The organism is Bradyrhizobium sp. SZCCHNRI2009, assembly GCF_032485115.1.
Lineage (GTDB): Bacteria > Pseudomonadota > Alphaproteobacteria > Rhizobiales > Xanthobacteraceae > Bradyrhizobium.
The window spans coordinates 313,151-337,738 of the sequence record NZ_JAUEUH010000002.1 but is presented as its reverse complement, the minus strand read 5'-3'; the positions used below and the strand labels follow the sequence as shown (position 1 = coordinate 337,738).

Below are 24,588 nucleotides of genomic sequence, written 5' to 3'. Positions count from 1 at the left end.
AGAGAGGGATGGTGCGCTCGGAGGGACTCGAACCCCCACGGTGTTACCCACTGCCACCTCAAGGCAGCGCGTCTACCAATTCCGCCACGAGCGCGAAGAAGAAGCCGGAGCCAGAGGAAGGGCGGCACCGGATCAGTGGCGCCCGTGTATCAAATCGATGTCGGGGGGACAAGGCCCGCCCTGCCCTAAAATACCGGATTGTGGACGGTTTTGGCTTGGCCGGGGCGCGCTATCGCGACGTCGGCGTCGGCGAGCGCGGCAGCATCTGCTTGACCTCGACCGCGATGCGGTTGCGGTCGACCAGCACCACCCCATTTGCGATCGGCAGATTGTTGGCGAGCACCTTGACGTCGTCGGCCTCGGTGGCGTCCAGCTCGATGATGGCGCCGCGGGACAGGCGCAGAACCTGGTGGATGGGCATGGAGCAGGTGCCGAGAACGACCATCAGGTCGACTGTCACTTTATCGAGGGTTGACACTGCAGGACCACCGAAGTCACGACTGGATTTTCGTTGCCCAGACATCACCATGTTGTGGTTAGCCAATGGTTAACAGCCGCGAAACGCTCGACCTGACCACCTTTGCTGGCCCCCCCGGCAACGCCGTGGCGTGGCGCATCTCCGATTCGCTGATCGACTACGCCCAGGCCACCGAGTTCATGGAGGCGCGGGCGGCCGCGATCGCCGCCCACGAGGCCGCGGAGATGGTCTGGCTGCTCGAGCACCCGCCGGTCTACACCTCCGGTACGTCGGGCAAGGCCGAAGACCTGCGCGATCCGCGCTTTCCGCTGGTGCCGACCGGGCGCGGCGGCCAGGTCACCTATCATGGGCCCGGCCAGCGGGTGGCCTATGTCATGCTCGACCTCAAGCGGCGCCGGCCGGATGTGCGAGCCTATGTCGCGGCGCTCGAGGAGACCATCATCCGCACCCTCGATGCCTTCAACGTGCGCGGCGAGCGGCGCGAGGATCGCGTCGGCGTCTGGGTCAAACGGCCCGACAAGGGCGAGGGCCATGAGGACAAGATCGCCGCGATCGGCGTGCGGCTGAAGCGCTGGGTCACCTTTCACGGCATCGCCATCAATGTCGAGCCGGACCTGTCGCACTTTCAGGCCATCGTGCCCTGCGGCGTGACCGATCCGCGCTACGGCGTCACCAGCCTGGTTGATCTCGGCCTGCCGGTGACGCTCGCCGATGTCGACATCGCGTTCCGGCAGGCGTTCGAGAGCGTCTTCGGCGCCGTCAGCGTCGCGCAGCCGGAGACGGCATGAGCTCACGCGGCGCCCTGTTGCGGCGGCACGTCGAGCTTCGCCGCGACATAGCGGCGCTCCTGGCTCAAGCCACCGAAGCCGTAGGCATCCGCCTTGACCTCGTCGACATGAAGGTAGGTCTCGTGATGCAGCGGGCCGATCAGCTCGGCCATGCGCGCGAACACCGCGGCCAGATAGGCGGCCTTCTCGTCCTTGGTGTTGGTGCCCTCGCTGACGTGAACGTCGATCCAGTAGCTGGCAAGCCCCTGCTCCGCCAGCGAGGCGCCGCCGGCGAACCAGTCCGCGGCATCCGCTTCCGAGACGATGACGGCGGTGACCTTGGGATCCTTGCGCAGGATCCGCGCCGTCAATTCGGTGACGGCGTCCGCGATGGCCTTTTTCAGCGACGGCGAGCGGCGCTGGCTGGCATAGACGATGTTGATCAACGGCATGGTTGGCTCCCGGTATCCAGCGCGTGACTGCGCCTCGACAGCAAAGCTAGCCGCGCACCTGCCATTTTGGTATCTTATCGGGATGGATATCAATGATAACGATCGCATATGACAGCCACGCTCGACATCGCGACCGTCCGCGCCTTTCTGCTGGTGAGCGAGCTGCACAGCTTCACCCGGGCGGCCGAGACGCTCGGCACCACGCAGGCCGCGGTCAGCCTGAAGCTGCAGCGCCTGGAAGCGCTGCTCGGAAAGCGGCTGGTCGAACGCTCGCCGCGCGCGGTCCGGCTCACCGCCGACGGCGCGGCCTTCGCCGAGAACGCCCGCGCGCTGGTTGCCGCACATGACCTCGCGCTGACCGGCGCTCCTCGTGCCCGGCCGCTGTTGTCGCTGGGGATCAGCGATCACGTCGCCGGCCCCGAGCTGGTGCCGATGCTCGAGCAGTTGCATGGGGCCATGGCGGACCTCGTCCTGTCGGTCAGCATCGGCTTCTCGCGCGACCTGCTCGACCGCTACGATGCCGGCAAGCTCGACGCCGTGATCGTCCGCCAGGAGGCGAGCCGCCGCGGTGGCGAGGCGTTGATCACGGACGAGTTCGGCTGGTTCGCAGCTCCCAGATTTCGTCTGCCGGCGGCCGGCACGCTGCCGCTCGCCACGCTCGCGCCGCCCTGTGGCGTGCGCAGCATCGCGGTCCGCGCGCTCGAGCGCGCCCGAATCAGCTTCAGCGAGACGTTCGTCGGCGGCGGAGTGACGGCCGTTGCGGCCGCCGCGCGGGCCGGTCTTGCGATTGCGCCGCTGGCCCGCCGGATCGCGCCCAGCGGACTGATCGATGTCGGAACGGATCTCGGCCTGCCCAAGCTCGGCCGCTCCAAGGTGATGCTGCATGCGAAGGCGGGCGATGCGGCCAAGCGCGCGGCCTTGCGCACGCTGGCCGCAGCATTCCGAAGCGCCGCGATCTCGAAGTAATTGACGCCCGCGGAGCCTGATGTAGCATGGATGAATAATCGGAGTTCAGGAGCAGCGGCTTGAACCGTCTCTTGACCGCAGCTGACCTCGTCAGCGCCCCAGCAAAGCCGAGCCCGGCCTCGACCGGCGCGACCGGCCTCGAACCATTGCATCGCCACGCGCTGATCCGAACCTCGAACGCCGACGTGCTGCGCGACCTCGCGGGGCGCCGGCTCGGCGCCGAGCGCGTCGACTTCAGGAACGCCGAGCGCTTCGAGGCGATCGTCAACCTGATCGAGCTCGAGACCATCGGCCTCGCGTTCGGCACCACGACCTGCGACATGGTCTGCGACCATCGCGCCGCCGATTTCATGAGAGTGCAGATCGCCCTGAAGGGACGCGCGGTCAGTTGCACTCCCGGCGAGGCGACCGACGTCAATGAGCATCAGTTCGCAGTCGCGCCGGCCGGCGTGCCATGGCAGATGGCGTGCCAGGGCGGCCATCGGCGACTGACTCTGCGGCTCGATCCGCAGGCGCTGCGACGGCGCCTGACGGCGCTGGTCGGCGTGCAGCCGCGCGCCGACTTTACGATCGACCCTGCCGTTCCGACCGCCGATCCGCAGGCCCGCAACCTGATGCGGCTGCTGGATTTCCTGACGACCCAGCTCAACGAGCAGGATGCGGCGTTCCCCGCCGCGGTCTATCGCGAGCTGGAGGATGCGGTGCATGTCGCCTTCCTCTGCGCCAGCCGTCATCGTTTCCGCGACACGCTCCTGGATCCCTCCCCGATGCCGGACTTCGGCCTGGTCAAGCGGCTCGAGGACTACATCGAGGCGAACTGGCGCGAGCCGATCACGATCGAGCACCTGGCGCGCGAAGCCGGCGTCAGCGCCCGCTCGATCTTCCGTCTGTTCGAGCGCGTGCGCGGCTATTCGCCGATGGCCTTTGCCAAATCGGTGCGCCTGCGGCGCGCCCGCGAGATGCTGCGCTCCGGCGATCCCGACATCACGGTGGCAGCGGCCGCTGCCGCCTGCAACTTTGCCAATGCCGGACACTTCGCCCGCTACTACCGCGCCACGTTCGGCGAGCTGCCATCGGCGACGATGGCACGCGCCGAGCAACCGTGACGCTCTTTTCGACCGCTCACAGGATGGCTTCGAGCGCGCTACGCAGGCTCTGATGCCGGAACACGAAGCCGCTCGACAGCGCCTTGTTCGGCACCACGCGCTGGCCGCCGAGCAAAAGCTCCTCGGCGAAGTCGCCGCCGATCCGGCGCAGCAGGCCGGCGGGGACGCGCAGCAGCGCCGGACGCCGCAGGCAGCGCGCGAGTTCGGCGGTGAAGGCGAGATTGCGCACCGGCAGCGGCGCCGTCGCATTGACCGGCCCGGTGATGGCCTCGGTCGCGATCACATGCGCGATCAGCCGAACGAGATCGTCGCGCTCGATCCAGGACATCCATTGCAGACCGGAGCCGAATGGCCCGCCGAGGCCGAATTCGAACGGCGTCAGCATCCGCGCCAGGAAGCCGCCGTCGCGGCCGACCACGAGCCCGATCCTCAGCAGTGCGACGCGGACGCCGTGCGCTTCGGCACCGCGAGCCGCTTGCTCCCAGGCGTCGCAGAGGTCATGGCTGAAGCAGGCATGCGACTTGGCGGATTCGGTCAGCGGCTGGTCCTGCCACAGGCCGTACCAGCCGATCGCCGAACCGTTGACCAAGACCTTCGGCTTACGGTCGAGCCGCGCAATCAGGGATAAGACGGCTTCCGTCGTAGCCAGCCGGGACTGCAGGATCGTCGCGCGCTTGGCCGCGGTCCACGGCGCATTGCCGATCGGTTCACCGGCAAGATTGACGATCGCGTCGATACGGGTGTCGGAGGCGAGCTGATCGAGATTGGTGATCAAGGCCAGCGGCGCCGGCAACATTGCGGCCTTGGCCGGATCACGTACCAGGGCGACGACGTGATGGCCGGCCGCGGCGAGACCGGCCACCAGCCGCGCGCCGATGAAACCGGTCGCGCCGGTGATGAGGATGGTCTGCGCCGGCGGCAGCGCCGCGACCAGCCCGGCCGCATCCGGCTGCGACATCCGCGCAAGGCGCCGTGCCGCGGTGAAGTCGCGCAGACCGCACAGGGCAGCGCCAACCGCGGCGGCAGCCGCAATCCAGCTCAGCAAGCCGGCAAAGGCCGGCACGATCGCCGAGGGCTGCATCGCCCAGCCGATCAGCAGCGGCACCAGCAGCATGAGGATCGCGCCGTAGTTGATGGCGAGCAGCGTGTGATTCACGCGTTCGCTCGGCGGCAGCTTGCGCGTCAGATCCTCCTCGACGAAATCGGTCAGGGTGATGCCGATCTCGGCCACGAGCACCGCGAGCACGAGGATTGCGAACAATCCATGCACCTCGCACCAGCCGATGACGGCGAACAGCAGCGCATAGAGCATATTGCGGACGCCGTGCAGCTTGAGCTCGCCCAGCTGCGACGGGCGCCAGGCCAGGCGCTCGGTGAACTCATGGTGATAGACGGTGTCGAACACGCCCATCACGATCTGAAGCGCAATCAGGGACCAGAGTAGCGGCGTCATGGTGCGGACTCCCGGAATACGGCGCTCTGGCGGATGATGCGCCCGAAGCGCGGATGGATGATCTCGAGCGAGAAGCGAAAGACGCCGCTGCCGAGATCGGAATGGGTGACGGTGAGGTCGCCGGGCGTGAGCCATGCCGGCAGCGCCCAGCGCCGGCCCGCGAAGTCGAACGTGTAGCCGGCGCTATGGAAATGAAGCGCGCCATCGGCGACGCCGACGCGCAGGCTCATGCTAAGGCCCCAGCCGAGATATTCCTCGAGCCCCGTCGGACCGGCGAAGCGCTTGGCGGAATGGATCACCTGCGGGAAGCCATGCGGGCGTCCGCAGATGCGCGTCCAGATCTGGCCGCCTCTCGCCGCGTCCTCCGTCACCGCGACGATCATCGGCACACCGATGTCTGCGTGCGTCGGCAGCGGCCCGCCGATCAGCCGCGCCAGATGCGCGAACCAGAAGCCGGCACGACTGATCTCGGCCTGATCGACCTCGCCGACATAGACGACGGTCGCGCCGTCGGCGAGTTTCTTGGAGAAGCGGCGCCAGATCGACACCGGCAGCCGCCCCCAATCCTCGGCGGACAACAGCGCACGAAACCTGTGATCGTCATGAAGCCGGGCGTTGGAGGGCGTTGAAAGTCCGAGATGTCCCATGGTCACCATGACGCCCTCCGCTCATCTACGACCTTGATCTTCCCGACGGCAGCAGATTTGCGATCTTCTCGCCGAGCTTGATCAGCGCAACGAGACGCGGCCGCGGCACCTTCAGCATCTGCACGTACCAGCGGTCGACCAGCTCGGTGAACGCCAGCATGTCTTTCAGCCGCCTGGCTGCGACCGTGCTGATCGCGGGATCGCCGGTCGCTTCCGCGACGCAGGCGCGCAGCGCAGCGATCGCGGGATCGATCTCGCGCTCCTTGCGGCCGGCCGCGATCCGCTGTGCGACCTCCCAGATGTCGGTCTCGGCCTCGAAATGATCGCGGCGGTCGCCGAGGATCGGCACGCGCCGGATCAAGCCCCAGGCGAGCAGCTCCTTCAGCGAGTTCGAGACATTGGAGCGGGCCATGCCGAGCGTGTCGGCGATGTCCTCCGCCGTCATCGGCTTCTCGGCGAGGTACAGCAGCCCGTGGATCTGGCTCACCGAGCGGTTCACGCCCCACCGGTCGCCCATGTCGCCCCAGTTGAGGATGAAACGCTCGACGGCGGGCGGAAGTTTTCGATGACCTGTAAATTCTGTCATAACAGAAATATCTGACGTACGAGGATGAATGTCAAGAGACCCGCTCTTGAACCGGGCTGGGGGCTGGCCCGACGGATGTTACGGCGCCCATTTTGCGCCTGCCGACCGCCCGGTTCCCCGCCTGCCCCCTCTGCAACAGGAGCAAGCCATGACGGCATCCGACAAGGCGTTCACTGGATCGATCCCACAGATCTACGATCAACTGATGGTCCCCTTGATCTTCGTGCCCTATGCGCTGGACCTCGCGCGGCGCATCGCGGCGTACCTGCCGCGCGACGTGCTGGAGACGGCGGCGGGCACCGGCGTGGTTACGCGGGCCCTGCATGCTCAACTGCCGCCGGAGGTCCGGATCACCGCCACCGACCTCAACGAGCCGATGCTCGCGCAGGCGAAGACCCATCTCGCCGCTGCGGACCGCATCGCATTTCATCAAGCCGATGCGCTGGCCCTGCCCTTTGCCGACGCGAGCTTCGATGCCGTCGCATGTCAGTTCGGCGCGATGTTCTTCCCCGATCGCGTCAAGGGCTATGCGGAGGCCCGCCGCGTGCTCAGGCCCGGCGGACGTTTCGTCTTCAACGTCTGGGATCGGATCGAGGAGAATGAAATCCCTCACGTCGTTCACGAGACGTTGCAGCAGGTCTTCCCCGAAAGCCCGCCGCAGTTCTTCATCCGGACTCCGCACGGCTATTTCGATGCCGGGCGGATCGAGGCCGATCTGACCGCAGCGGGCTTCACCGACATCGCGATCGAGACGGTGACGCATCGCAGCCGCGCGGCATCGCCTCAGGACCCGGCCACGGCATTTTGCCAGGGCACACCGATGCGCGGCGAGATCGAAGCACGCGGCACGCCCGGCCTCGCCGCCGTGACGCAGGCGGCCGCCGACGCGCTGGCGCGCCGGTTCGGCAACGGACCGATCGAGGGCCGCATCCAGGCGCTGGTGATCTCGGCGGGGTGAGCGGCGGGCTCGCGCGCCGTGTCGTTAGAGCGTCGGCAACACGGAGAACGCCTCGCCCGGCCGGCGCGGTTTGAGCTGATCGGCCGTCGCCGGGTTTTCCATCACGGCATCGACATGCGCTGCTGGCGGTCCCTCGCGGCAGGCTGCCAACACGGCGGCAACGTCGTCCGAGGGACCCGCGAACAACGCCTCGACACTGCCATCGGTGCGGTTGCGGACCCAGCCTTCGAGGCCGTTCAGGATGGCCTGGTCCTCGACCCAGGCACGATAACCCACTCCCTGGACGCGGCCGCGCACCAAGACGTGGACGATGGCGCGATCGATCATGATCCGAGCCCCAGAAAATCGCGCAGGCGCTTCTTCACATCCGCCTCGCGCATCACGCGTGCCGTCAGCTCCGCCGACGGCAGCCCCTTGAGCTGCTTCGGCGAGGCGCCGTCGCGGAGCGCCTTCAGCGTCTCATACACCGCCTGCGTCGCCGCGGCGATCGGCGCATGGCCCTGTAGCGCGACGCGGACACGGCGCGAGGCGAGATAGCCGAGATCGGACATCTCCTCCGGCGCGCCGCCGAGCACGATCGGCAGCGTCGTCGCCGCCGCGACCGCATCGAGTTGGTCGCGCGCGGTAATGCCGGTGAAGAACAGGCCGTCGACGCCGCAGGCCTCATACGCCCTGGCTCGCGCGATCGCGTCGTCGAGCGAGGTGATGGAAACGGCGCCCGTCCGTCCCAGGATGACCAGCGCGGGATCGTCGCGGCCATCGAGCGCGGCCTTCACCTTGCCGACCCCTTCGGCAAGCGAGATCAGTTGCGGCTTCGCTTCGCCGAAAGCCTGCGGCAGCAGGGTATCCTCGATGGTGAGACCCGCGGCACCGGCCGCTTCCAGTTCCTGCACCGTGCGGCGCACGTTCATCGCGCTGCCGTAGCCGTGATCGGCATCGACCAGCACCGACAGCGCGGCAGCGCGCGACATTCGCCGCATCTGCTCGGCCAACTCCGTCAGCGTGATCAGCGCGATGTCGGGGTCGCCGAGCACGGCGAGCGAAGCAGCCGAGCCGCCGAACATGCCGAGCTCGAAGCCGAGGTCCTCTGCGATCCGGATCGAAATCGCGTCGTATACCGATCCCGGATGGATGCAGCGATCGCCGGCGAGGATCGCACGGAGCGCCTCTCGACGTGCACGGAAAGTCATCCTCGCCTCCTCTCTCCCGTCATTGCGAGGAGCCAACGGGTCCGCACAAAGCGCGGCCCGATGACAGGCTCCGCGACCAGGCAATCCGGAGTCGTCTCCCGAGCCCCGGATTGCTTCCGCCTTCGCCTACAGGCTTCGGCGGACAAAGTCGCTTCGTTCGCAACGACGTCGACTTCTGAGCTTACGCAAACTCCAGGATCAGCGCGTCCACCGCGAGCGTAGCGCCGGCTGTCGCGTGGATCTTCTTCACCGTACCGTCCTGCTCGGCGCGCAGCACGTTTTGCATCTTCATGGCTTCGACCACGGCGAGCGTCTCGCCGGCCTTGACCTCCTGCCCTTCGGTCACGGCGATCGAGACCACGAGGCCGGGCATCGGGCACAGGAGCTTCTTGCCGCTATCACCTGCGGTGACGACCGGCATCAGCCGCGCCGCGGTCGCCTCGGCTTCCGTGTAGACGTAGACCGGCGCTTCGACGCCCTGATGCGCGAGCCGCACACCGTTCGCAATGAGGCGCGTCTGCACGGCGATGGCCGCGCCATCGATGGTGCCGTGCCAGACCGCATCGCCCGGTTTCCAGTCCGACACCAACTGATGCGCCGGACCGACCTTGCCGTCGGCCCCGACGAAGCGGACCGTGATCGCGCCGTTCTCCCTGGTGATGTCGAGCAGGATCTCGTCACGCCCGAGCCACACCGCGCGGCGGCCCTGGCGCTTCACCGGACGGCCGATCATCTGCTGCGAGATCTGCCGCTTGCGCTCGCCGAGCACGTGGTCGATCGCAGCACCCACCGCCGCCAGCCGGCGCGCGATCTCGCCTTCCGGCGCACGCGCGGCAAAGCCCTTGGGAAACTCCTCGGCGATGAAGCCGGTCGACAGCCGGCCCTCGCGCCAGCGCGGATGGTTCATCAGCGCCGACAGGAACGGAATGTTGTGGCGGATGCCATCGACATAGAACGCATCGAGCGCGGTCGACTGCGCCTCGATCGCGGCAGCCCGCGACTCCGCATGGGTGACGAGCTTGGCGATCATCGGATCGTAATAGATCGAGATCTCGCCGCCCTCCTGCACGCCGGTGTCGTTGCGTACGGTGATGCCGTCAGCCTTGCTCTCGGCCGGCGGGCGATACTTCACGAGGCGGCCGATCGACGGCAGGAAGCTGCGGAACGGATCTTCCGCATAGACGCGCGATTCCACCGCCCAGCCGGTCAGCGTCACGTCCTTCTGCGCAAGCGAAAGCTTCTCGCCGGCGGCGACGCGGATCATCTGCTCGACGAGATCGATACCGGTGACGAGCTCGGTCACGGGATGCTCGACCTGCAGGCGGGTGTTCATCTCGAGGAAGTAGAAGCTCTTGTCCTGGCCGGCGACGAACTCGACGGTGCCGGCGGAGTCGTAGTTCACGGCCTTGGCAAGCGCGACCGCCTGCTCGCCCATCTTGCGCCGCGTCTCCTCATCGAGCAGCGGCGACGGCGCCTCCTCGATGACCTTCTGGTTGCGGCGCTGGATCGAGCATTCGCGCTCGCCGAGATAGATCACGTTGCCATGCTTGTCGCCGAGCACCTGGATCTCGATGTGGCGGGGATCGACGATGAACTTCTCGATGAAGACGCGATCGTCGCCGAACGAAGCCTTGGCCTCGGCCTTGGCGAGATTGAAACCCTCGGCGACCTCGGCGGTCGAACGCGCGATGCGCATGCCCTTGCCGCCGCCGCCGGCGGAGGCCTTGATCATCACGGGGTAGCCGATCTCGTCGGCGATGCGCACGGCGTGCTTGTCGTCCTCGATGACGCCGAGGAAGCCGGGCACGGTCGAGACCTTGGCCTTGGCGGCCGCCTTCTTGGATTCGATCTTGTCGCCCATGGCGGCGATGGCGCCGGGATTGGGGCCGATGAAGACGATGCCGGCCTCGGCCAATGCCCGCGGGAAAGCCTCGCGCTCGGACAGGAAGCCGTAGCCCGGATGCACCGCCTCGGCGCCGGTCTTGCGGCAGGCCTCGACGATGCGGTCGATCAGGAGATAGCTCTCGGCGGCGGCGGGCGGGCCGATCAGCACGGCGTCATCGGCCATCTCGACATGAAGCGCATCGCGGTCGGCTTCCGAATAGACCGCAACGGTTCGGATTCCCATGCGGCGGGCGGTCTTGATGACCCGGCAGGCGATCTCGCCGCGGTTCGCGATCAGAATGGTTTTGAACATTTCTTGCTTGATACCTTTGGGCGGGCTCCCCGCTCGTGGCACAGGCGTAACACCGCGAGCTTGACCGGTTCGTCTATACCAAAATCGCCCGCGCGCAACCCGCCTCTCGTTCCGCCCCTGCCGTCCGGCGAGGCATGCCAGCCGTGTCCCCTGCCGTCAGCCGGAATAGCTGTGGAAACGTCCGCGGGCATAGGCGTGCGACACCGCCTTCATCAGCTCGCCGACCTCGGTCTCAAGGAAATCGTTCGCAACGATCAGGGCACGAATGGCCGCCCGCGGATCGCCTTCGCAGGCAGCGATGGCCTCGTCCACGGCGGCCTCCAGCGCGAGGTCTTCGCTGTCCGCGGCTTGAGCATTGGTCTTGGATTGCGATCTGGGCTGCATGCGCGATGACGGTCCTCGCTCCGGTCACGCCTTCATGTTCACTTTATGTTCTCAAGAGTCAAGGCGGATCACGCCGCCCCGATCTCTTCCTGCTGCGGCTCGGCCTGTGGCTTTTCGGGAGCCAGAGCGACAGACTCTTGCTGTGCACCCTGCCGCACCAGGCGGTGGATGAAGCCCAGCTTGCCGATGACCGGCGGCGTCAGGATGAAAGGATAGAGATCCCGCGCGCCCATCGCTCGCGCGACGCTGTTCATCGCAAAGGTGAACGGCAGCCAGGCGTTGACGATGGTGTCGAAGTCCTCCGCGACGTACGGATCGAAGGTGACGCGCGCCGTCAGCCCGCCGATCTGGTCGGCGGGCGGATCGATCTCGATACCGAACTCGGAGGCCATCTCCAGCGTATCGACGATGTGGAGGTAGTGCGCCCAGGTCTCGGCAAAATCCTCCCACGGATGTGTGGTGGCGTAGGCCGAAACGAAATTGTCCTGCCAGTCCACCGGCGGCCCCTGATCGTAATGCCGCCTCAGCGCCGCGCCGTAGTCCTGCGTATCGTCGCCGAACATGGCCCGGCATTCCTCGAGCCTGCCGGCATCGCGCACCAGCACGTCCCAGAAGTAGTGCCCGACCTCGTGGCGAAAATGACCGAGCAAGGTCCGGTACGGCTCGCCCATTTCGAGCCGGCGCCGCTCGCGCTCGAAATCGTCGGCCTCGGCCAGAGCGATGGTGATGAGGCCGTTGTCGTGGCCGGTCAGGACCCTCTGCTGACCGGCGGGGTCATCGGCAAGGAAGTTGAAGATCAACCCGTGCCCGGGATCCTCGATCCGTGTCTTCACAGGGAGTTTCCAGCGGATCAGCGAATAGAACAGCCGGTGCTTGGCCACCTCCAGCTCTCGCCATCCGGCGAGTTGCGCGGGATCAGACAGATTGGGAATCGTACCGTTGTGCCGGCAGGCGCGGCAGAAGCCCGAAGTCTCGCCGATCTCGAGCAGCCAGTTGCAGGCGTCGTGCTCGGCATTGGCGCAGAAGAAGCGCCCCGTCCCGTGGTCGGCGAGCGTCCGAAAGCCCTCCTCCGCCGGCTCGATCGCCGACAGGATCTGGCGCTCCGGCATGAAGGCGAGCTGATGGCCGCAGCGCCCGCAGCTGCGATTCTCGAAATACAGGATGTTCTTGCAGGCCTGACAGACGAAGAGCTTCACAGCGTGGACCTTCGTGTTGCGGTGTTCAGGGCCTGACGACGCACGACAGTAACAGTCCGTTCCGGGAGCACGGAACTTTTTATCTGCCCTCACGTTCACGTCATGCCGGCGTTTGCCCGCCATAATCTCTGGTCAGTTTGCTTTCCTTGGTCCCAATGTCGCCACGCTTCCGAACACCCGCGATGGAATGCTCGGGCGACTGCTCGCCACATCAGTGCAGGTCAGCATGAACAGCGCGGATGCGCCCAGAGACGAAGTGAGGCCGGAGGCTGCCGCCGATGCGCTGCGCCAGCATATCGAGGAGATAGCGCGCGATCGCGATGAGGCCTATCGCGCGCTGCAGGAACGCGAGGCGGAGCTCGCGCGCATCCAGCGGATCGCCCGGGTCGGCGGCGTCGAGGTCGACCTGCGCGAAGGCTACCGCAACCGCCGCTCCCCCGAATACCTGATCATTCACGGCCTGCCGCCGGAGGCTGTCCACGAGACTCACGAAGACTGGGTCAGACGCGTGCATCCCGACGACCGCGTCAAGGCCGAGCAGGACTTCATTGCTGCAGTCAAGAGTAAGCAGGAGGACTACACCACCGAATACCGCATCATCCGTCCCAGCGACGGCGAGATCCGCTGGGTCCGCGTCATCGCCCGCATCGAGCGTGACTGGAACGGCCGCGCGATCCGTCTGGTCGGCGCGCATATCGATGTCACCGACCAGATGCTGGCGCAGGCCAAGCTGCGCGAGAGCGAGGAGCGCTTCCGGCTGATCGCCGACAGCGCCCCGGTGCCGATCTGGGTGACGAAGCTCGACCGCACCCGCTCCTTCGTCAATCGCGCCTATGTCGATTTCCTCGGCCTGCCCCATGACGAGACGCTGGCCTTCGACTGGCGCAAGGTGCTGCATCCCGAGGATCTTCCGCGCATCCTGGAGCAGCAGCAATCGGGAGAGCGCTCGCTGAAGCCGTTCTTCCTCGAGGCGCGCTACCGCCGCGCCGACGGCGAATGGCGCTGGCTGCGCTCGGAATCGCAGCCGCGCTGGGACGCGAACGGCAAACATGTCGGATTCATCGGCGTCGCTCACGACGTCACGGCCGCCAAGCAGGCCGAGATCGAGCTGCGCCGCATCAACGAGACCCTCGAAGAGCGGATCAAGGAGCGCACCGCCCAACTCGAGGCCAATGAAGCGCGCATGCGCGCGATCTTCGACACCAGCAATCAGTATCAAGCCATCCTCGACGTCGAGGGCCGCGTGCTGCATGCCAACCGCATCGCGGTCGCCGGCATGCGCGCCGGTGAAGTGAACGTCATCGGCCAGCCGCTCTGGGATGCGCCCTGGTTCACCCATACGCCGGGCGTGACCGAGATGCTGCGCAAGGCGTTCGCCCGCGTTCTCGCCGGCGAGAGCTTTCGGACCGAGATGCGGCTCGATTTCGCCAGCGGCCAGCGACATTTCGAGCTTTCGATGCGGCCTCTGTTCGACCAGCATGATGTGGTGACCGGCGCGGTCGCCGAGGCGGTCGACGTCACCGAGCGCATCCAGGGCGAGGAGCTGTTGCGGCAGTCGCAGAAGATGGAGGCGATCGGCCAGCTCACCGGCGGCGTCGCACACGACTTCAACAACCTGCTCACCATCATCCGCTCGGCCACCGACTTCCTGCGCCGCCGCGATCTTCCCGAGGAGCGGCGCCGGCGCTATGTCGATGCGATCTCGGAGACGGTGGAGCGCGCCTCGAAGCTGACCGCGCAGCTCCTGGCCTTCGCGCGGCGACAACCCTTGACGCCGCAGGTGTTCAATGTTGGCGAGCAGGTCGAGAGCGTCGTGCAACTGATCCGTCCTCTCGTCGGCAGCCGCATCCAGATCGAGCTCGCGGTCACGGACAGCGGGCTGTTCACCCTCGCCGACGTCGCGCAATTCCAGACCGCGCTCATCAATCTCGCCGTCAATGCGCGCGACGCCATGAACGGTGAAGGACATCTGAAGATCGGCGTGCAGCGGACCGAGAGCATCCCGGCCTTGCGTGGCCAGAGCACCCGGCCCGGTGCCTTCATCGCGATTTCGGTCGCCGACACCGGGGGCGGCATCGCGCCTCAACATCTCAACGCAATCTTCGAACCCTTCTTCACCACCAAGGAGGTCGGCAAGGGCACGGGTCTCGGCCTCAGCCAGGCGTTCGGCTTCGCCAAGCAGTCCGAAGGCGACATCGCGGTCGACAGCCGCATCGGCGACGGCGCGACCTTCACGATCTATCTGCCGCAGGCCACGGCTCCGCAATCCGGCACGGAAGCCGGCTCCGCGCGCATCGAGCCGGCGACCATCGGGCGCGGCTACCGCGTGCTCGTGGTCGAGGACAATGACGAGGTGGGGCAGTTCTCGACCGAGCTGCTCGAGGATCTCGGCTATGTGACGCGCCGCGTCGCCAATGCCGCCGATGCGCTGGCAATCCTGGCGAACGACGAATTCGCGGTCGACCTCGTGTTCTCCGACGTCATCATGCCCGGCATCAACGGCCTGGAGCTTGCCGGCATCATCCGCGACCGCTATCCCGGCCTGCCGGTGGTGCTGACATCCGGCTACAGCCACGTGCTCGCGGAGAATGCCCATCACGGCTTCGAGCTGATCAAGAAGCCCTATTCGGTGGAGTCGCTGTCGCGCATCCTGCGCAAGGCAATGGCCGAAAAGGCGCCGCTGCCGCGCTGAGTAGTGCGCGCTCCGCGCCCCGGAATGCCACGTGGACGGAGTGGGTCACGCCGAGGGCCCTGCGGAACCAAATGGCGTACACCGCTGTTGCGATGGATCACGCGCAACGAGGCGGCATGGCGGACTTCGATAGCGGCAAGGACCTGGCCCGCGCCGGCCATGCACTCGACGCCACCAATTTCTTCCTGGCCGATGTGCGTGACGGGCTCGGCCCTTATCTCGCGATCTATCTCCTGACCGAGCAGAAATGGGACGAGGCCTCGATCGGCGTCGTGATGTCGCTCGCGACGATCGCGGGCATCGTCGCGCAGACGCCCGCCGGCGCGCTGGTCGACGCCACCAGGGCAAAACGGCTGGTCATGATATCAGCCGCGATCGTCGTCACGGCCGCTTCGCTGCTGTTACCTCTCATGACCAGCTTCTGGCCGGTCGCGATCTCACAGAGCATCGCCAATGCCGCCGGCGTGATCTTCGCGCCGGCGATCGCCGCGGTGTCGCTCGGGATCGTCGGCGCCAAAGCCTTCACCGCGCGGGTCGGCCGCAACGAGTCCTTCAACCATGCCGGCAATACGGTCGGCGCCGTCATCGCCGGCGCTGCCGCCTACGCGCTCGGACCGTCGGCGGTGTTCTATCTGATGGCGGTGACGTCGGCCGGCAGCCTCATCAGCGTGCTCGCCATCCCCGAGCGCGCCATCGACCATGACGTCGCGCGCGGACTGGCGCATCAGGCGGAGGGCAATCGCCCGAAGCGGGGCGAGCAGCCCTCGGGCCTCAGCATTCTCCTGACCTGCCGTCCGCTGCTGATCTTCGCGGTCTGCGTCGCGCTGTTTCACCTCGCCAACGCCGCCATGCTGCCGCTGGTCGGCCAGAAGCTGGCGCTGCAGGACAAGAATCTCGGCACCAGCCTGATGTCGGCCTGCATCGCCGCGGCCCAGCTCGTGATGGTACCGATGGCGCTGCTGGTCGGCGCCCGCGCCGACCGCTGGGGCCACAAGCGGTTCTTCCTGGCGGCGCTGCTGATCCTGCCGCTGCGCGCGGTGCTCTATACGCTATCGGACGACAAGGCGTGGCTGGTCGGCGTGCAGCTGCTGGACGGCGTCGGCGCCGGCATCTTCGGCGCGATCATGCCGGTGATCGTCGCGGACCTGATGCGCGGCACCGGACGCTTCAACATTGCGCAGGGCGCTGTGATCACAGCGCAGAGCATTGGCGCGGCGCTGTCGACCGCGCTGGCGGGCCTGGTCGTCGTCCATGGCGGCTACAGCGCCGCATTCCTAGTGCTCGGCGCGGCGGCCGCGCTCGCCGTGATCGTATGCTGGCTGCTGCTTCCCGAGACCGGTGGAGCAGAGGCCGCGCACCCGAATGCGGCGCCCTCGCCCGCTATCCCCGCCGAATGATTTGCTCTATCGATCCCTGATCATGTCCCTGCACGATACCTGGCTCGCCTACGCCATCATCATTCCCGCCACCGCTGGCGTCATCATCCGCCCCTTCCGGCTGCCCGAGGCCGTGTGGGCCGTCGCCGGCGCGATCCTGCTGGTCGCGCTCGGCCTGCTGCCTGTCGCTGAAGCGCTCACCGGCATCCGCAAGGGCGTCGACGTCTATCTGTTCCTGATCGGCATGATGCTGATTGCCGAGCTGGCGCGCCGCGAGGGCCTGTTCGACTATCTGGCGGCCTATGCGGTGGAGCATGCGCGCGGCTCGCCGCAGCTCCTGTTCCTGCTGGTCTATGCGGTCGGCACCCTGGTCACCGTGCTGCTCTCCAACGATGCGACCGCGATCGTGCTGACGCCGGCCGTCTATGCCGCCACCCGCGCCGCCGGCGCCTCGCCGCTGCCCTATCTGTACGTATGCGCCTTCATCGCCAATGCCGCGAGCTTCGTGCTGCCGATCTCCAATCCGGCCAATCTGGTCGTGTTCGGCGAACGCATGCCGCATCTCACCGAATGGCTGCGCCAGTTCACCCTGCCCTCGATGGTCGCGATCGCCCTGACCTATGTCGCGCTGTGGCTGACCCAGCGCCGCGCGCTCCGTGAGGAAACGCTGCGCACCGATGTCGAGAAACCGCACCTGAGCCGCGAGGGCCGGCTCGCCGCGTTCGGAATCGGCGCCATCGCAGCGGTGCTTCTGACTGCCTCGGCGCTCGACGTGCAACTCGGCCTGCCGACCTTCGTCTGTGGCGTCGTCACGGCGACCGCGATCCTGCTGGTCAGCCGGCAATCGCCTTGGCCGGTGATCCGCGGCATCTCATGGGGTGTGCTGCCCCTGGTCGGCGGCCTGTTCGTGATGGTCGAGGGTCTAAGCCGCGCCGGCGCGATCGGACAGCTCAGCGCCTGGTTGCACCAGGGCGTGACGTCGTCGCCGCACGGCACGGCGTGGGCCGCGGGCCTGATCACCGCGGTGGCCGACAACATCGCCAACAACCTGCCGGTCGGCCTGGTTGCGGGCTCCGTCGCCGCCAGCGACCACCTGCCGCATGAGGTCATCCGGGCCATCCTGATCGGGGTCGATCTCGGCCCGAACATCTCGGTCACAGGCTCGCTTGCCACCATCCTGTGGCTGACGGCGTTGCGGCGCGAGAAGATCGAGGTGTCCGCCTGGCAGTTTCTCAAGATCGGACTCGTCGCAACGCCGCCGGCGCTGATCGCGGCACTGGCGGCAGCGATCTGACATCGATTGATTTGCGATGGGCACGTTGATGAGTGTGGGGGCCCGCCCCTACCGCTCCAGGGCTCCGTTGAAGAAGTCGACGAGCCCGAATGGTGCGCTGTCGCCGAGGCAGAGCTTGAGGATTTGATGCGCGCCTGCGGCCGCCGACGAGCTGCGCGGGAATAGCGCTGCTTCGTAGATGGCGAGTGCCGCTTCGATGTCGCCGGGGTGGGCGGCAATCGCCTTGCCGAGCTCGGCGCCGTCGAACATCGCCAGGTTCGCGCCCTCGCCCGCCGGCGGCGCCAGGTGCGCGGCATCGCCGAGAAGCGTCACTCCAGGCACACGATCCCATCGATGGTCGTTCGGAAGCGTGTGGATCATGCGCGGGACCGGCGGGGTTTCGCCGTCGGTGATCAGCGCGGTGAGCGCGGGCGCCCATCCGTCGAACTCGGCCGCGATCCGGGCGGTCGCAGCGGCAGCGTCCGTGAAGTCGATGCCGGCGATCCACGCGGCGGAGCGGTTCAGCGCGACGTAGGCGTGAAGAACGCTTCCCGTCTCACGGTGGGCGAAGATCCCCTGTCCCGGAGCGAGCGCGAACAATGCGCCGCCGCCGACCGCCTCGGCCGCTGCGGTGTGCCGCTGGTCGGCGTCATGCAGGTAGGTCTCAATGAACGTCGTGCCGACATATTCCGGCTTGGCGGCCGACAACAGCGGCCGAACCTTCGACCAGGCGCCGTCGGCGCCGACCAGGAGGCTCGTGACCACGCTCGACCCGTCCGCGAATCTCAGTTCATGCCTGTGGTCGCCGAGGGGCACGGCGCCGGTCAGCTTCTTGCCCCACCGGATCGTCTCATCTGGAAGGGAATCGAGCAGAAGCCGCCGCAGATCGCCGCGCAACACCTCGGGGCGTCGACCGTCATCGGCCTGTGCGAGCAGCACCGTGCCATGCCGGTCAAGCACGCGCGACGCCGCGCCGCCCTCATGGATGATCGCACGGAACGCATCGATGAGGCCGGCGTCTGCGAGGGCACGTTGCCCGTCGTGCTCGTGAATATCGAGCTGGCCGCCTTGCGTCCGAGCTTCCGCGGACGGCTCCGCCTCATAGATCGTCGCCGGGACGCCGTGGACATGGAGGACGCGTGCGAGCGTGAGGCCACCGAGGCCCGCACCGACGATCGTGACGGGTGTCGTCATCATCTGCCTTTCAACCGACCTGGAACACCGTTCGATGAAAGTTGATTGGAACAACGTTCCAATCATGTCAAGATGATGGTCATGGCGACCAGATCAATACGGACGGAACGGCGCGCGGACGCGCTCTCGAAGGAGAAGATCGTCGAGGCGGCGATCGAGATCCTGGACGCCGGCGGCGAAAGCGCTCTGACCTTCCGCGCGCTCGCGGCTCGGCTGGCAACCGGGAGCGGGGCGATCTACTGGCACGTCGCCAACAAGAGCGACTTGCTCGCAGCGGCCACCGATGACGTCATTGCCCGCGTCATGACCGGTGTCGGCGGCGATGCCGAGCCGCGACAGGCAATCCGTGCCGTTGCGCTCGGGGTGTTCGATGCGATCGACGCCCACCCGTGGGTCGGCGCCCAGCTTTTCCGTGAACCGTGGCGGTCCGCGATGCTGCAGATCGTGGAAAGCGTCGGCGGACGGCTCCAGACGCTCGGTGTCCCCGAAAGAGCCCTGTTCGATGCCGCGTCTGCGCTGGTGAACTACATCCTCGGCGTGGCCGGGCAGAACGCCGCGAACGCCCGCCTGCTGCCGCGCGAGACGGACCGCGCGGCGTTCCTCGGATCGGTCGCCGCGCAATGGGCGCAGCTCGATTCCGCCAAGTACCCGTTCGCCCATCGCGTGGCGACGGACCTGCGCGAGCACGACGACCGCGAGCAGTTTCTTGCCGGCATCGACCTCATCCTGGCCGGGATCGGAACCATCCGATAGGCAGCGACCGACTTGCAGCCCCTGCTTCGTCAGAACGCAGGGAAAGACGCAACCGGCGGGAGAAGATCGAGGTCGGCACCTTGGCAGGCTCCAACCAGCCTCCAAAGGTGCGACTCGTGACGACGCCGCCGGCGCTGGTGGCACGCCGGCGGCGGCGTTGTGGTCACGACGATCGACCTGACGATCAGGCCGCAGCTTCGTAGTTGACCGCGGTCTCAGCGATCTTGGTCAGCGTCTCGTCGGTCTTCCGCTCTTCATTCAGCGTCTGGTCGAGCAGCTTGGCGGCTTTCGGCAGGTTGAGCTTGAGGGCCCAGGCCTTCAGGGTGCCATAGCGCGACATCTCGTAGTGCTCGACCGCCTGCGCTGCAGCAAGAAGGCCGGCGTCGAGCGCCTGTGTCCCCTTGTACTCGTCCATGATCTCCTTGCCCTCGTCGATGATGCCCTCGATCGCATCGCACTTCTTGCCGCGGGCGGGCTTGCCGATCAGCTCGAAAATCTGCTCGAGCCGCTCGATCTGGCCTTCGGTCTCGTCGTGGTGCTTCTCGAACGCCGCCGCCAGCTTCTCCGACTGCGCCGCCTTGGCCATTTTCGGCAGCGTCTTCAGGATCTGCTTCTCGGCGTAGTAGATGTCCTTGAGGGTATCGAGGAAGAGCTCGTTGAGGTCTTTGTCGGCAGGCATGGTGTGCTCCTGTTGATTGTGAGCCGACAACCAGAAAGCCATACCCTAGTTCCTGCCACCGACGAGCCCGCCGCAAGAAAATCCTGTCCTGAGCGCTGCCGGCGGCCTCCGAGCCTCTTGTAACAAAACTGTCACCCGGCAAAACTAAAGCTCTTCCCTGCGGCGAGACGCCGCGATTCCGCCGAATGCCTTCAGGAGTTTTCAATGCGCCGCCCGCTCGTGCTGCTGTGCGCCGGACTGACCTTGCTGTCGTCCGGAGCCGCATTTGCGCAGAACGCCACCCCCCATAATCTCATCCTGTTCATTCCCGACGGCCTGCGTGCGCTCAAGGTGACGCCGGAGACCGCCCCGGCCATGGCCGCCGTCCGCGACAAGGGCGTCAACTTCAAGAATTCGCACTCGCTGTTTCCGACCTTCACGATGGCCAACGGCTCGGCCATGGCGACCGGCCACTATCTCGGCGACACCGGCACATTCTCGAACACGATCTTCACGGGCTACACCTCGGCGCCGGCCGGCGATACCGTCGTGCCCTTCATCGAGAACGACGCCGTGCTCGGCGACATCGACGAGCATTTCAACGGCGACTACCTCAACGAGGACACGATCCTGAAGCTTGCCCGCAAGGCCGGTTATTCGACCGCCGCGATCGGCAAGCTCGGCCCGACCTATCTGTTCGACCACACCGGCTGCCCTTGCAAGCCCGGCGCGACCTCCTCGATCGTGATCGACGACTCCACCGGCAACAAGAATGGCGTGCCGGTGACCGACGAGGTCAAGGACGCCATGACCAAGGCCGGCCTGCCGCTGGCGACGCCGTCGCGCGGCGACAACGGAAAGGCGGGCGACGCCAAGACGCCAGGCACGACCTCGGCCAACGTCGCGCAGCAGGCCTACATGGTCGACGTCGCCACCAAGGCGGTGCTGCCGATGTTCAAGGCCCGCAACAAGCCGTTCGTTCTGGTGTTCTGGTCGCGCGACCCGGACGGCAGCCAGCACAATCACGGCGACAGCCTCAACACCATCACGCCGGGCATCAACGGCCCGACCTCGATGGCCGGCATCAGGAATGCCGACGACAATCTGGCGGCGCTGCGCAAGGCGCTCGACGATCTCGGGCTTGCCGCCTCGACCAACATCATGGTCCAGGCCGACCACGGCTTCTCGACCATCTCCAAGGAGAGCAAGACGAGCCCGTCGGCCAAGGTCGGCTACGACGACACGCCGAAGGATTTCCTGCCGATGGGCTTCCTGGCGATCGACCTCGCCAAGGCGCTCGATCTGCCGCTGTTCGATCCCAACGACAAGAACGCGGCCGTATCTGAGGGCAAGCACCCGAAGGCCGGCAACGGCGTGCTCGGCAAGGATCCTGCCAAGCCCGACCTCGTCGTCGCCACGAATGGCGGCTCCGACCTGATCTATCTGCCCAACAACGACAGGAAGCTCGCCCGCCGTACCGTCAAGGCGCTGCTGGCGCAGGACTACGTCTCCGGCATCTTCGTCGACGACAAGCTCGGCGAGATTCCCGGCACGCTGCCGCTGTCGCGGATCAACCTGCAGGGCAAGGCGGTGACGCCGCACCCGGCGATCGTGGTCAATTTCCGCTCCTACGTCGCGCCGGACTGCGACCAGCCGTCCAACTGCCAGGTCGAGGTCGCCGACACCGTGCTGCGCCAGGGCCAGGGCATGCATGGCTCGTTCGGCCGCGGCGACACCTACAACTTCATGGCGGCCATCGGACCCGACTTCAAGGCTGGCTTCGTCGATCCCCTGCCCGTCAGCAATGCCGATGTCGGCATCACCGCGGCGAAGCTGCTCGACCTCAAGGTCGCGCCGAAGGGCAAGCTGATCGGCCGCATCATGACCGAGGCGATGCCGAACGGCACAACGCCCAAGGCGACGTCGGACGTCATCAAGTCGGACCCGGCCGCCGGCGGCCTGCGGACCGTGCTGAAGCTGCAGCGCGTCGGCACCCAGCGCTATTTCGACGTCGCCGGCTTCCCCGGCCGCACCGTGGGCCTGGACGAGGAAGCGCCGAAGCAGAAGGCGGCGGCGAAGTAGTCAGGCGTTGCGACGCCCGTCCAAGACCAAAAGACTTAGTGCCCCGTGAAAGCGGGGCATTCTTGTTTGCTAGGTCAAAGGCTCCTTCCGCCTTGCAAATTCGCATTGGCACTAGACGACCGTTTCCAAAGTCCTGGCCATATTGATATGGACGTGCAGACCCCCGCTGTCATCGTCCGCGAAGGCGGACGATCCAGTACGCCGTGACGTCTCGGTTCAATATCTTCTGCCGCGGACTACTGGATGCTCCACCTTCGCGGAGCATGACAGCCGTGGAGACGGCGAGAGCTCAACCCAGCAACCACCGTCGGTTCTAAGGAAACACTCGTCTAGCCAGACGCACGGACAGCTATCGTGGTCCGCATGCGCTGCAGTCTGAGCGCAACGAACGAGAAGCCGATCATCAGTCCCGCTGCGAGCGCGCCGGCCGCAGCAAATAGGAAGTACTCCGGAATCATGAGCATCTCGATTGCATAATCATAGTGCTGGCGACTCGCAGTTGCCGTGATGATGTCCCATTCGCGATGCACGGCCGCGACAAAGCTGCCGAGATAGCCGCCCGCGGCCCCGGTCCAGACAAACGCGATCGTGTTGAGCCGATAGAGCCACGCCAGACAAATGGCGACAGACATGATCGCAATCACGATCGCGATGTAGGGCTGCCATTCGAACCCGGATGTCCACTCGAGCATGAGGTATGTCGCCAGGGCAGCAGCAGCGAGCGACAGCAACATTAGCACCACCGAGTGCAAACTCCGCAAACGATCGATGAGACCTCGATCGTTCGAGGTCTGTAAGCCCCAGCGCGCCAGAATAAGCCTCACCTGTGCGGCGCAAATCCCTCCTAAGATTTCCAGCACAAGATCGCCAGAGAACGCGAAGTCCCGCGCGACCGCGAACCAGGCTCCCTTGAGATTCCACAACAGCCATAGTTGGAACAGGATCGGCGCGAACGCGCTCAGGAGCACCCGCGGAACGTAACGCCTGTTCCAGATGTAGGGCAGCGCACATACGAAGCCAAAAAGCCAAGCTTCGAGGCTTCGGATCACGATCTCCACGATATCCCCCGATCTGCGCAATCACGGCAGGTGCACCGGCGCCAGCGGAGTATTTCAATGCCACCGGTCCGCCTCGTCAAGCAGCGGGTCTGCGCCTACAGGAGCCGACGCACGCCACGCATACGCCGAAAAGAAAAGAGCGCGATGATGTCATCGCGCTCCTCGAACTCGGTCTCGTGGATGAGGCGTGCTGCGCTTACATCCCGATGTCGATCATCGACGGCAGTTGCGCCAGCGGCAGCACGGTGACGCCGACGAGCGTCGCGACCATGGCTCTCAGGACGCGGTTGCCCTGGCGCTTGCCGCGCATCTGCTTGGCGACCCATTCCAGCACGTCGGTGCGGACGCCGCGCGCATTGGCCGGCGCCCAGCTCGCGATGTCGGTCTCGGCGGCCAGCGCGACGCTGCGCGGCGGCACCGGCAGGCCGGATGCGGAGGCGGTGTGATGCGCAATCGCCTTGGCGAGCAGGTCCTCGAACCGGCCGTTATCGTTGCGTTCGGTCGCGGCCTGGTCGATCGCGAACAGGGCCTCGGCTTCGGCACGGCTCACCGGGGCATCGTTCACCGCAGCGGCGGTGAGGATGCGCACGCACCAGGCGACGTCGTCGGCATCGAGCACCCGGGAGAAATGCACGCGTCCCGCGGTGGTCGGACCCTCACCGGTGATCACGCCGTCGCGCACGATGCCGAGCGCGAAAGCAGCGGTCTCACAGGAGGACGGTTCGAGACCATCGATGCCGATGGTTTTTGGTGCAGAGGTAGCCATGTTCTCTTCTCAGTTGCTGTGTTGACCCACCTTGTCGGCGCGCGTCTGAACGAGTGGTTAACGGTTCGAAACGCTGCTGTGGGTTTTTGTATCGGTTGCCGATTTGCCGCAGTGACCTCGATCACGGTTCAATGCCGAGGGCCGTCAGGGGGCGGCGTGTTGCGACCGCCAGATGGCGAAATCTGGGCAACCGGTCGTCTCACGGATGTTTCGTCGCAGCCCGGGAACTCAAAAGAAGTTGTTGGCTCCGTGAGTTCCAGAGAAATCTTTTTCTCTTTCTCGTGAGACAGTTCCCTTGAGGAGCAGTATTTCCTATAGTGTTTAGAAGAATTTATTTCCGCCACTGCAATGAATTG

At 66.3% G+C, this 24,588-nt stretch carries 23 protein-coding genes and 1 tRNA gene; 9 read left to right on the top strand and 15 right to left on the bottom strand.

Features of this window, described 5'->3' with window-relative positions; all coding sequences use genetic code 11:
• Window positions 1-9 precede the first annotated feature (9 nt).
• Window positions 10-94 (bottom strand) — tRNA-Leu (locus QX041_RS09130).
• A gap of 135 nt (window positions 95-229) precedes the next feature.
• The gene (locus tag QX041_RS09125; RefSeq protein WP_409997775.1) at window positions 230-523 is read right to left on the bottom strand and encodes a FliM/FliN family flagellar motor switch protein; all 294 of its coding nucleotides are present in this window, start codon (window positions 521-523) and stop codon (window positions 230-232) included.
• Window positions 524-543: 20 nt separating this feature from the next.
• Between QX041_RS09125 and lipB the strand changes: the two genes are divergently transcribed.
• On the top strand, window positions 544-1,266 hold the full coding sequence (gene lipB / locus QX041_RS09120) for a lipoyl(octanoyl) transferase LipB (protein WP_315754767.1): 723 nt from the start codon (window positions 544-546) through the stop codon (window positions 1,264-1,266).
• Between the two features lie 2 nt (window positions 1,267-1,268).
• Here the strand turns inward: lipB and QX041_RS09115 are convergent, their stop codons facing one another.
• Complete coding sequence (locus QX041_RS09115) at window positions 1,269-1,697, bottom strand: 4-oxalocrotonate tautomerase family protein (RefSeq protein WP_315717716.1); 429 nt, start codon at window positions 1,695-1,697, stop codon at window positions 1,269-1,271.
• Between the two features lie 108 nt (window positions 1,698-1,805).
• Here QX041_RS09115 and QX041_RS09110 point away from each other — a divergent pair, with 108 nt between their 5' ends.
• Together QX041_RS09110 and QX041_RS09105 are read left to right on the top strand one after the other, a co-directional pair.
• Window positions 1,806-2,663: a LysR family transcriptional regulator gene (locus QX041_RS09110; protein ID WP_316165063.1), complete on the top strand. Its 858-nt coding sequence runs from the start codon at window positions 1,806-1,808 to the stop codon at window positions 2,661-2,663.
• Window positions 2,664-2,722: 59 nt separating this feature from the next.
• Entirely contained in the window at window positions 2,723-3,769 is a 1,047-nt protein-coding gene (locus tag QX041_RS09105; RefSeq protein WP_316165061.1) for an AraC family transcriptional regulator, read from the top strand.
• A gap of 16 nt (window positions 3,770-3,785) precedes the next feature.
• Here QX041_RS09105 and QX041_RS09100 read toward each other — a convergent pair whose 3' ends face one another.
• Genes QX041_RS09100 through QX041_RS09090 form a run of 3 tightly spaced genes read right to left on the bottom strand, consistent with a single transcriptional unit; the run spans window position 3,786 to window position 6,455 of the window.
• Window positions 3,786-5,222, bottom strand: coding sequence for a TIGR01777 family oxidoreductase (locus QX041_RS09100; RefSeq protein WP_316165059.1), 1,437 nt, complete (start codon window positions 5,220-5,222; stop codon window positions 3,786-3,788).
• Window positions 5,219-5,878, bottom strand: coding sequence for a DUF4166 domain-containing protein (locus QX041_RS09095; RefSeq protein WP_316165058.1), 660 nt, complete (start codon window positions 5,876-5,878; stop codon window positions 5,219-5,221). Before QX041_RS09095 ends, QX041_RS09100 begins: the two co-directional genes overlap by 4 nt.
• Window positions 5,879-5,894: 16 nt before the next feature.
• Window positions 5,895-6,455, bottom strand: coding sequence for a GbsR/MarR family transcriptional regulator (locus tag QX041_RS09090; protein ID WP_315827874.1), 561 nt, complete (start codon window positions 6,453-6,455; stop codon window positions 5,895-5,897).
• 148 nt (window positions 6,456-6,603) lie between these two features.
• On the opposite strand from QX041_RS09090, the gene QX041_RS09085 reads away from it, so the two are divergent.
• Window positions 6,604-7,413, top strand: a complete 810-nt coding sequence (locus QX041_RS09085) for a class I SAM-dependent methyltransferase (protein ID WP_316165056.1) — start codon at window positions 6,604-6,606, stop codon at window positions 7,411-7,413.
• A gap of 24 nt (window positions 7,414-7,437) precedes the next feature.
• Here the strand turns inward: QX041_RS09085 and QX041_RS09080 are convergent, their stop codons facing one another.
• The 5 genes from QX041_RS09080 to QX041_RS09060 form a co-directional block, all read right to left on the bottom strand.
• Window positions 7,438-7,740: an acylphosphatase gene (locus QX041_RS09080; protein WP_315717709.1), complete on the bottom strand. Its 303-nt coding sequence runs from the start codon at window positions 7,738-7,740 to the stop codon at window positions 7,438-7,440.
• Window positions 7,737-8,603, bottom strand: a complete 867-nt coding sequence (locus QX041_RS09075; protein ID WP_316165055.1) for an isocitrate lyase/PEP mutase family protein — start codon at window positions 8,601-8,603, stop codon at window positions 7,737-7,739. Before QX041_RS09075 ends, QX041_RS09080 begins: the two co-directional genes overlap by 4 nt.
• A 181-nt stretch (window positions 8,604-8,784) precedes the next feature.
• Entirely contained in the window at window positions 8,785-10,800 is a 2,016-nt protein-coding gene (locus QX041_RS09070) for an acetyl/propionyl/methylcrotonyl-CoA carboxylase subunit alpha (RefSeq protein ID WP_315717707.1), read from the bottom strand.
• A 156-nt stretch (window positions 10,801-10,956) separates the two neighbouring features.
• Entirely contained in the window at window positions 10,957-11,184 is a 228-nt protein-coding gene (locus QX041_RS09065; protein WP_315754780.1) for a hypothetical protein, read from the bottom strand.
• 68 nt (window positions 11,185-11,252) lie between these two features.
• Window positions 11,253-12,380, bottom strand: a complete 1,128-nt coding sequence (locus tag QX041_RS09060; protein WP_316165053.1) for a putative zinc-binding peptidase — start codon at window positions 12,378-12,380, stop codon at window positions 11,253-11,255.
• 226 nt (window positions 12,381-12,606) lie between these two features.
• On the opposite strand from QX041_RS09060, the gene QX041_RS09055 reads away from it, so the two are divergent.
• The 3 genes from QX041_RS09055 to QX041_RS09045 all read left to right on the top strand — a co-directional run bounded on the left by QX041_RS09055 (window position 12,607) and on the right by QX041_RS09045 (window position 17,742).
• Window positions 12,607-15,072, top strand: a complete 2,466-nt coding sequence (locus QX041_RS09055; RefSeq protein WP_316165051.1) for a PAS domain-containing protein — start codon at window positions 12,607-12,609, stop codon at window positions 15,070-15,072.
• Between the two features lie 116 nt (window positions 15,073-15,188).
• Window positions 15,189-16,469, top strand: a complete 1,281-nt coding sequence (locus tag QX041_RS09050) for an MFS transporter (RefSeq protein WP_316165050.1) — start codon at window positions 15,189-15,191, stop codon at window positions 16,467-16,469.
• A gap of 22 nt (window positions 16,470-16,491) precedes the next feature.
• Window positions 16,492-17,742: an arsenic transporter gene (locus tag QX041_RS09045; protein WP_316165049.1), complete on the top strand. Its 1,251-nt coding sequence runs from the start codon at window positions 16,492-16,494 to the stop codon at window positions 17,740-17,742.
• Between the two features lie 48 nt (window positions 17,743-17,790).
• Here QX041_RS09045 and QX041_RS09040 read toward each other — a convergent pair whose 3' ends face one another.
• Window positions 17,791-18,915, bottom strand: a complete 1,125-nt coding sequence (locus QX041_RS09040) for an NAD(P)/FAD-dependent oxidoreductase (RefSeq protein ID WP_316165438.1) — start codon at window positions 18,913-18,915, stop codon at window positions 17,791-17,793.
• A 72-nt stretch (window positions 18,916-18,987) separates the two neighbouring features.
• On the opposite strand from QX041_RS09040, the gene QX041_RS09035 reads away from it, so the two are divergent.
• Complete coding sequence (locus QX041_RS09035; protein ID WP_316165047.1) at window positions 18,988-19,668, top strand: TetR/AcrR family transcriptional regulator; 681 nt, start codon at window positions 18,988-18,990, stop codon at window positions 19,666-19,668.
• Window positions 19,669-19,852: 184 nt separating this feature from the next.
• On the opposite strand, the gene QX041_RS09030 is transcribed toward QX041_RS09035, so the two are convergent.
• The gene (locus QX041_RS09030) at window positions 19,853-20,347 is read right to left on the bottom strand and encodes a ferritin-like domain-containing protein (protein ID WP_315737676.1); all 495 of its coding nucleotides are present in this window, start codon (window positions 20,345-20,347) and stop codon (window positions 19,853-19,855) included.
• 204 nt (window positions 20,348-20,551) lie between these two features.
• On the opposite strand from QX041_RS09030, the gene QX041_RS09025 reads away from it, so the two are divergent.
• Window positions 20,552-22,408: an alkaline phosphatase family protein gene (locus QX041_RS09025; RefSeq protein ID WP_316165046.1), complete on the top strand. Its 1,857-nt coding sequence runs from the start codon at window positions 20,552-20,554 to the stop codon at window positions 22,406-22,408.
• 329 nt (window positions 22,409-22,737) lie between these two features.
• Here the strand turns inward: QX041_RS09025 and QX041_RS09020 are convergent, their stop codons facing one another.
• Window positions 22,738-23,466, bottom strand: a complete 729-nt coding sequence (locus tag QX041_RS09020; RefSeq protein ID WP_315827866.1) for a hypothetical protein — start codon at window positions 23,464-23,466, stop codon at window positions 22,738-22,740.
• A gap of 196 nt (window positions 23,467-23,662) precedes the next feature.
• Window positions 23,663-24,232 carry a hypothetical protein gene (locus QX041_RS09015; protein ID WP_315717695.1) on the bottom strand — a complete coding sequence of 190 codons (570 nt, stop codon included), beginning with the start codon at window positions 24,230-24,232 and terminating at the stop codon, window positions 23,663-23,665.
• Window positions 24,233-24,588: the final 356 nt, after the last annotated feature.

Bases quoted from the DNA above. Each gene is read 5' to 3' on its own strand.
- QX041_RS09065 (WP_315754780.1), bottom strand. From the start codon at position 11,184: ATGCAGCCCAGATCGCAATCCAAGACCAATGCTCAAGCCGCGGACAGC.
- QX041_RS09115 (WP_315717716.1), bottom strand. From the start codon at position 1,697: ATGCCGTTGATCAACATCGTCTATGCCAGCCAGCGCCGCTCGCCGTCG.
- QX041_RS09110 (WP_316165063.1), top strand. From the start codon at position 1,806: ATGACAGCCACGCTCGACATCGCGACCGTCCGCGCCTTTCTGCTGGTG.
- QX041_RS09025 (WP_316165046.1), top strand. From the start codon at position 20,552: ATGCGCCGCCCGCTCGTGCTGCTGTGCGCCGGACTGACCTTGCTGTCG.
- QX041_RS09090 (WP_315827874.1), bottom strand. From the start codon at position 6,455: ATGACAGAATTTACAGGTCATCGAAAACTTCCGCCCGCCGTCGAGCGT.
- QX041_RS09040 (WP_316165438.1), bottom strand. From the start codon at position 18,915: ATGACGACACCCGTCACGATCGTCGGTGCGGGCCTCGGTGGCCTCACG.
- QX041_RS09075 (WP_316165055.1), bottom strand. From the start codon at position 8,603: ATGACTTTCCGTGCACGTCGAGAGGCGCTCCGTGCGATCCTCGCCGGC.
- QX041_RS09070 (WP_315717707.1), bottom strand. From the start codon at position 10,800: ATGTTCAAAACCATTCTGATCGCGAACCGCGGCGAGATCGCCTGCCGG.
- QX041_RS09085 (WP_316165056.1), top strand. From the start codon at position 6,604: ATGACGGCATCCGACAAGGCGTTCACTGGATCGATCCCACAGATCTAC.
- QX041_RS09015 (WP_315717695.1), bottom strand. From the start codon at position 24,232: ATGGCTACCTCTGCACCAAAAACCATCGGCATCGATGGTCTCGAACCG.
- QX041_RS09125 (WP_409997775.1), bottom strand. From the start codon at position 523: ATGTCTGGGCAACGAAAATCCAGTCGTGACTTCGGTGGTCCTGCAGTG.
- QX041_RS09055 (WP_316165051.1), top strand. From the start codon at position 12,607: ATGAACAGCGCGGATGCGCCCAGAGACGAAGTGAGGCCGGAGGCTGCC.
- QX041_RS09080 (WP_315717709.1), bottom strand. From the start codon at position 7,740: ATGATCGATCGCGCCATCGTCCACGTCTTGGTGCGCGGCCGCGTCCAG.
- QX041_RS09035 (WP_316165047.1), top strand. From the start codon at position 18,988: ATGATGGTCATGGCGACCAGATCAATACGGACGGAACGGCGCGCGGAC.
- QX041_RS09100 (WP_316165059.1), bottom strand. From the start codon at position 5,222: ATGACGCCGCTACTCTGGTCCCTGATTGCGCTTCAGATCGTGATGGGC.
- QX041_RS09030 (WP_315737676.1), bottom strand. From the start codon at position 20,347: ATGCCTGCCGACAAAGACCTCAACGAGCTCTTCCTCGATACCCTCAAG.
- lipB (WP_315754767.1), top strand. From the start codon at position 544: ATGGTTAACAGCCGCGAAACGCTCGACCTGACCACCTTTGCTGGCCCC.
- QX041_RS09095 (WP_316165058.1), bottom strand. From the start codon at position 5,878: ATGGTGACCATGGGACATCTCGGACTTTCAACGCCCTCCAACGCCCGG.
- QX041_RS09050 (WP_316165050.1), top strand. From the start codon at position 15,189: ATGGCGGACTTCGATAGCGGCAAGGACCTGGCCCGCGCCGGCCATGCA.
- QX041_RS09045 (WP_316165049.1), top strand. From the start codon at position 16,492: ATGTCCCTGCACGATACCTGGCTCGCCTACGCCATCATCATTCCCGCC.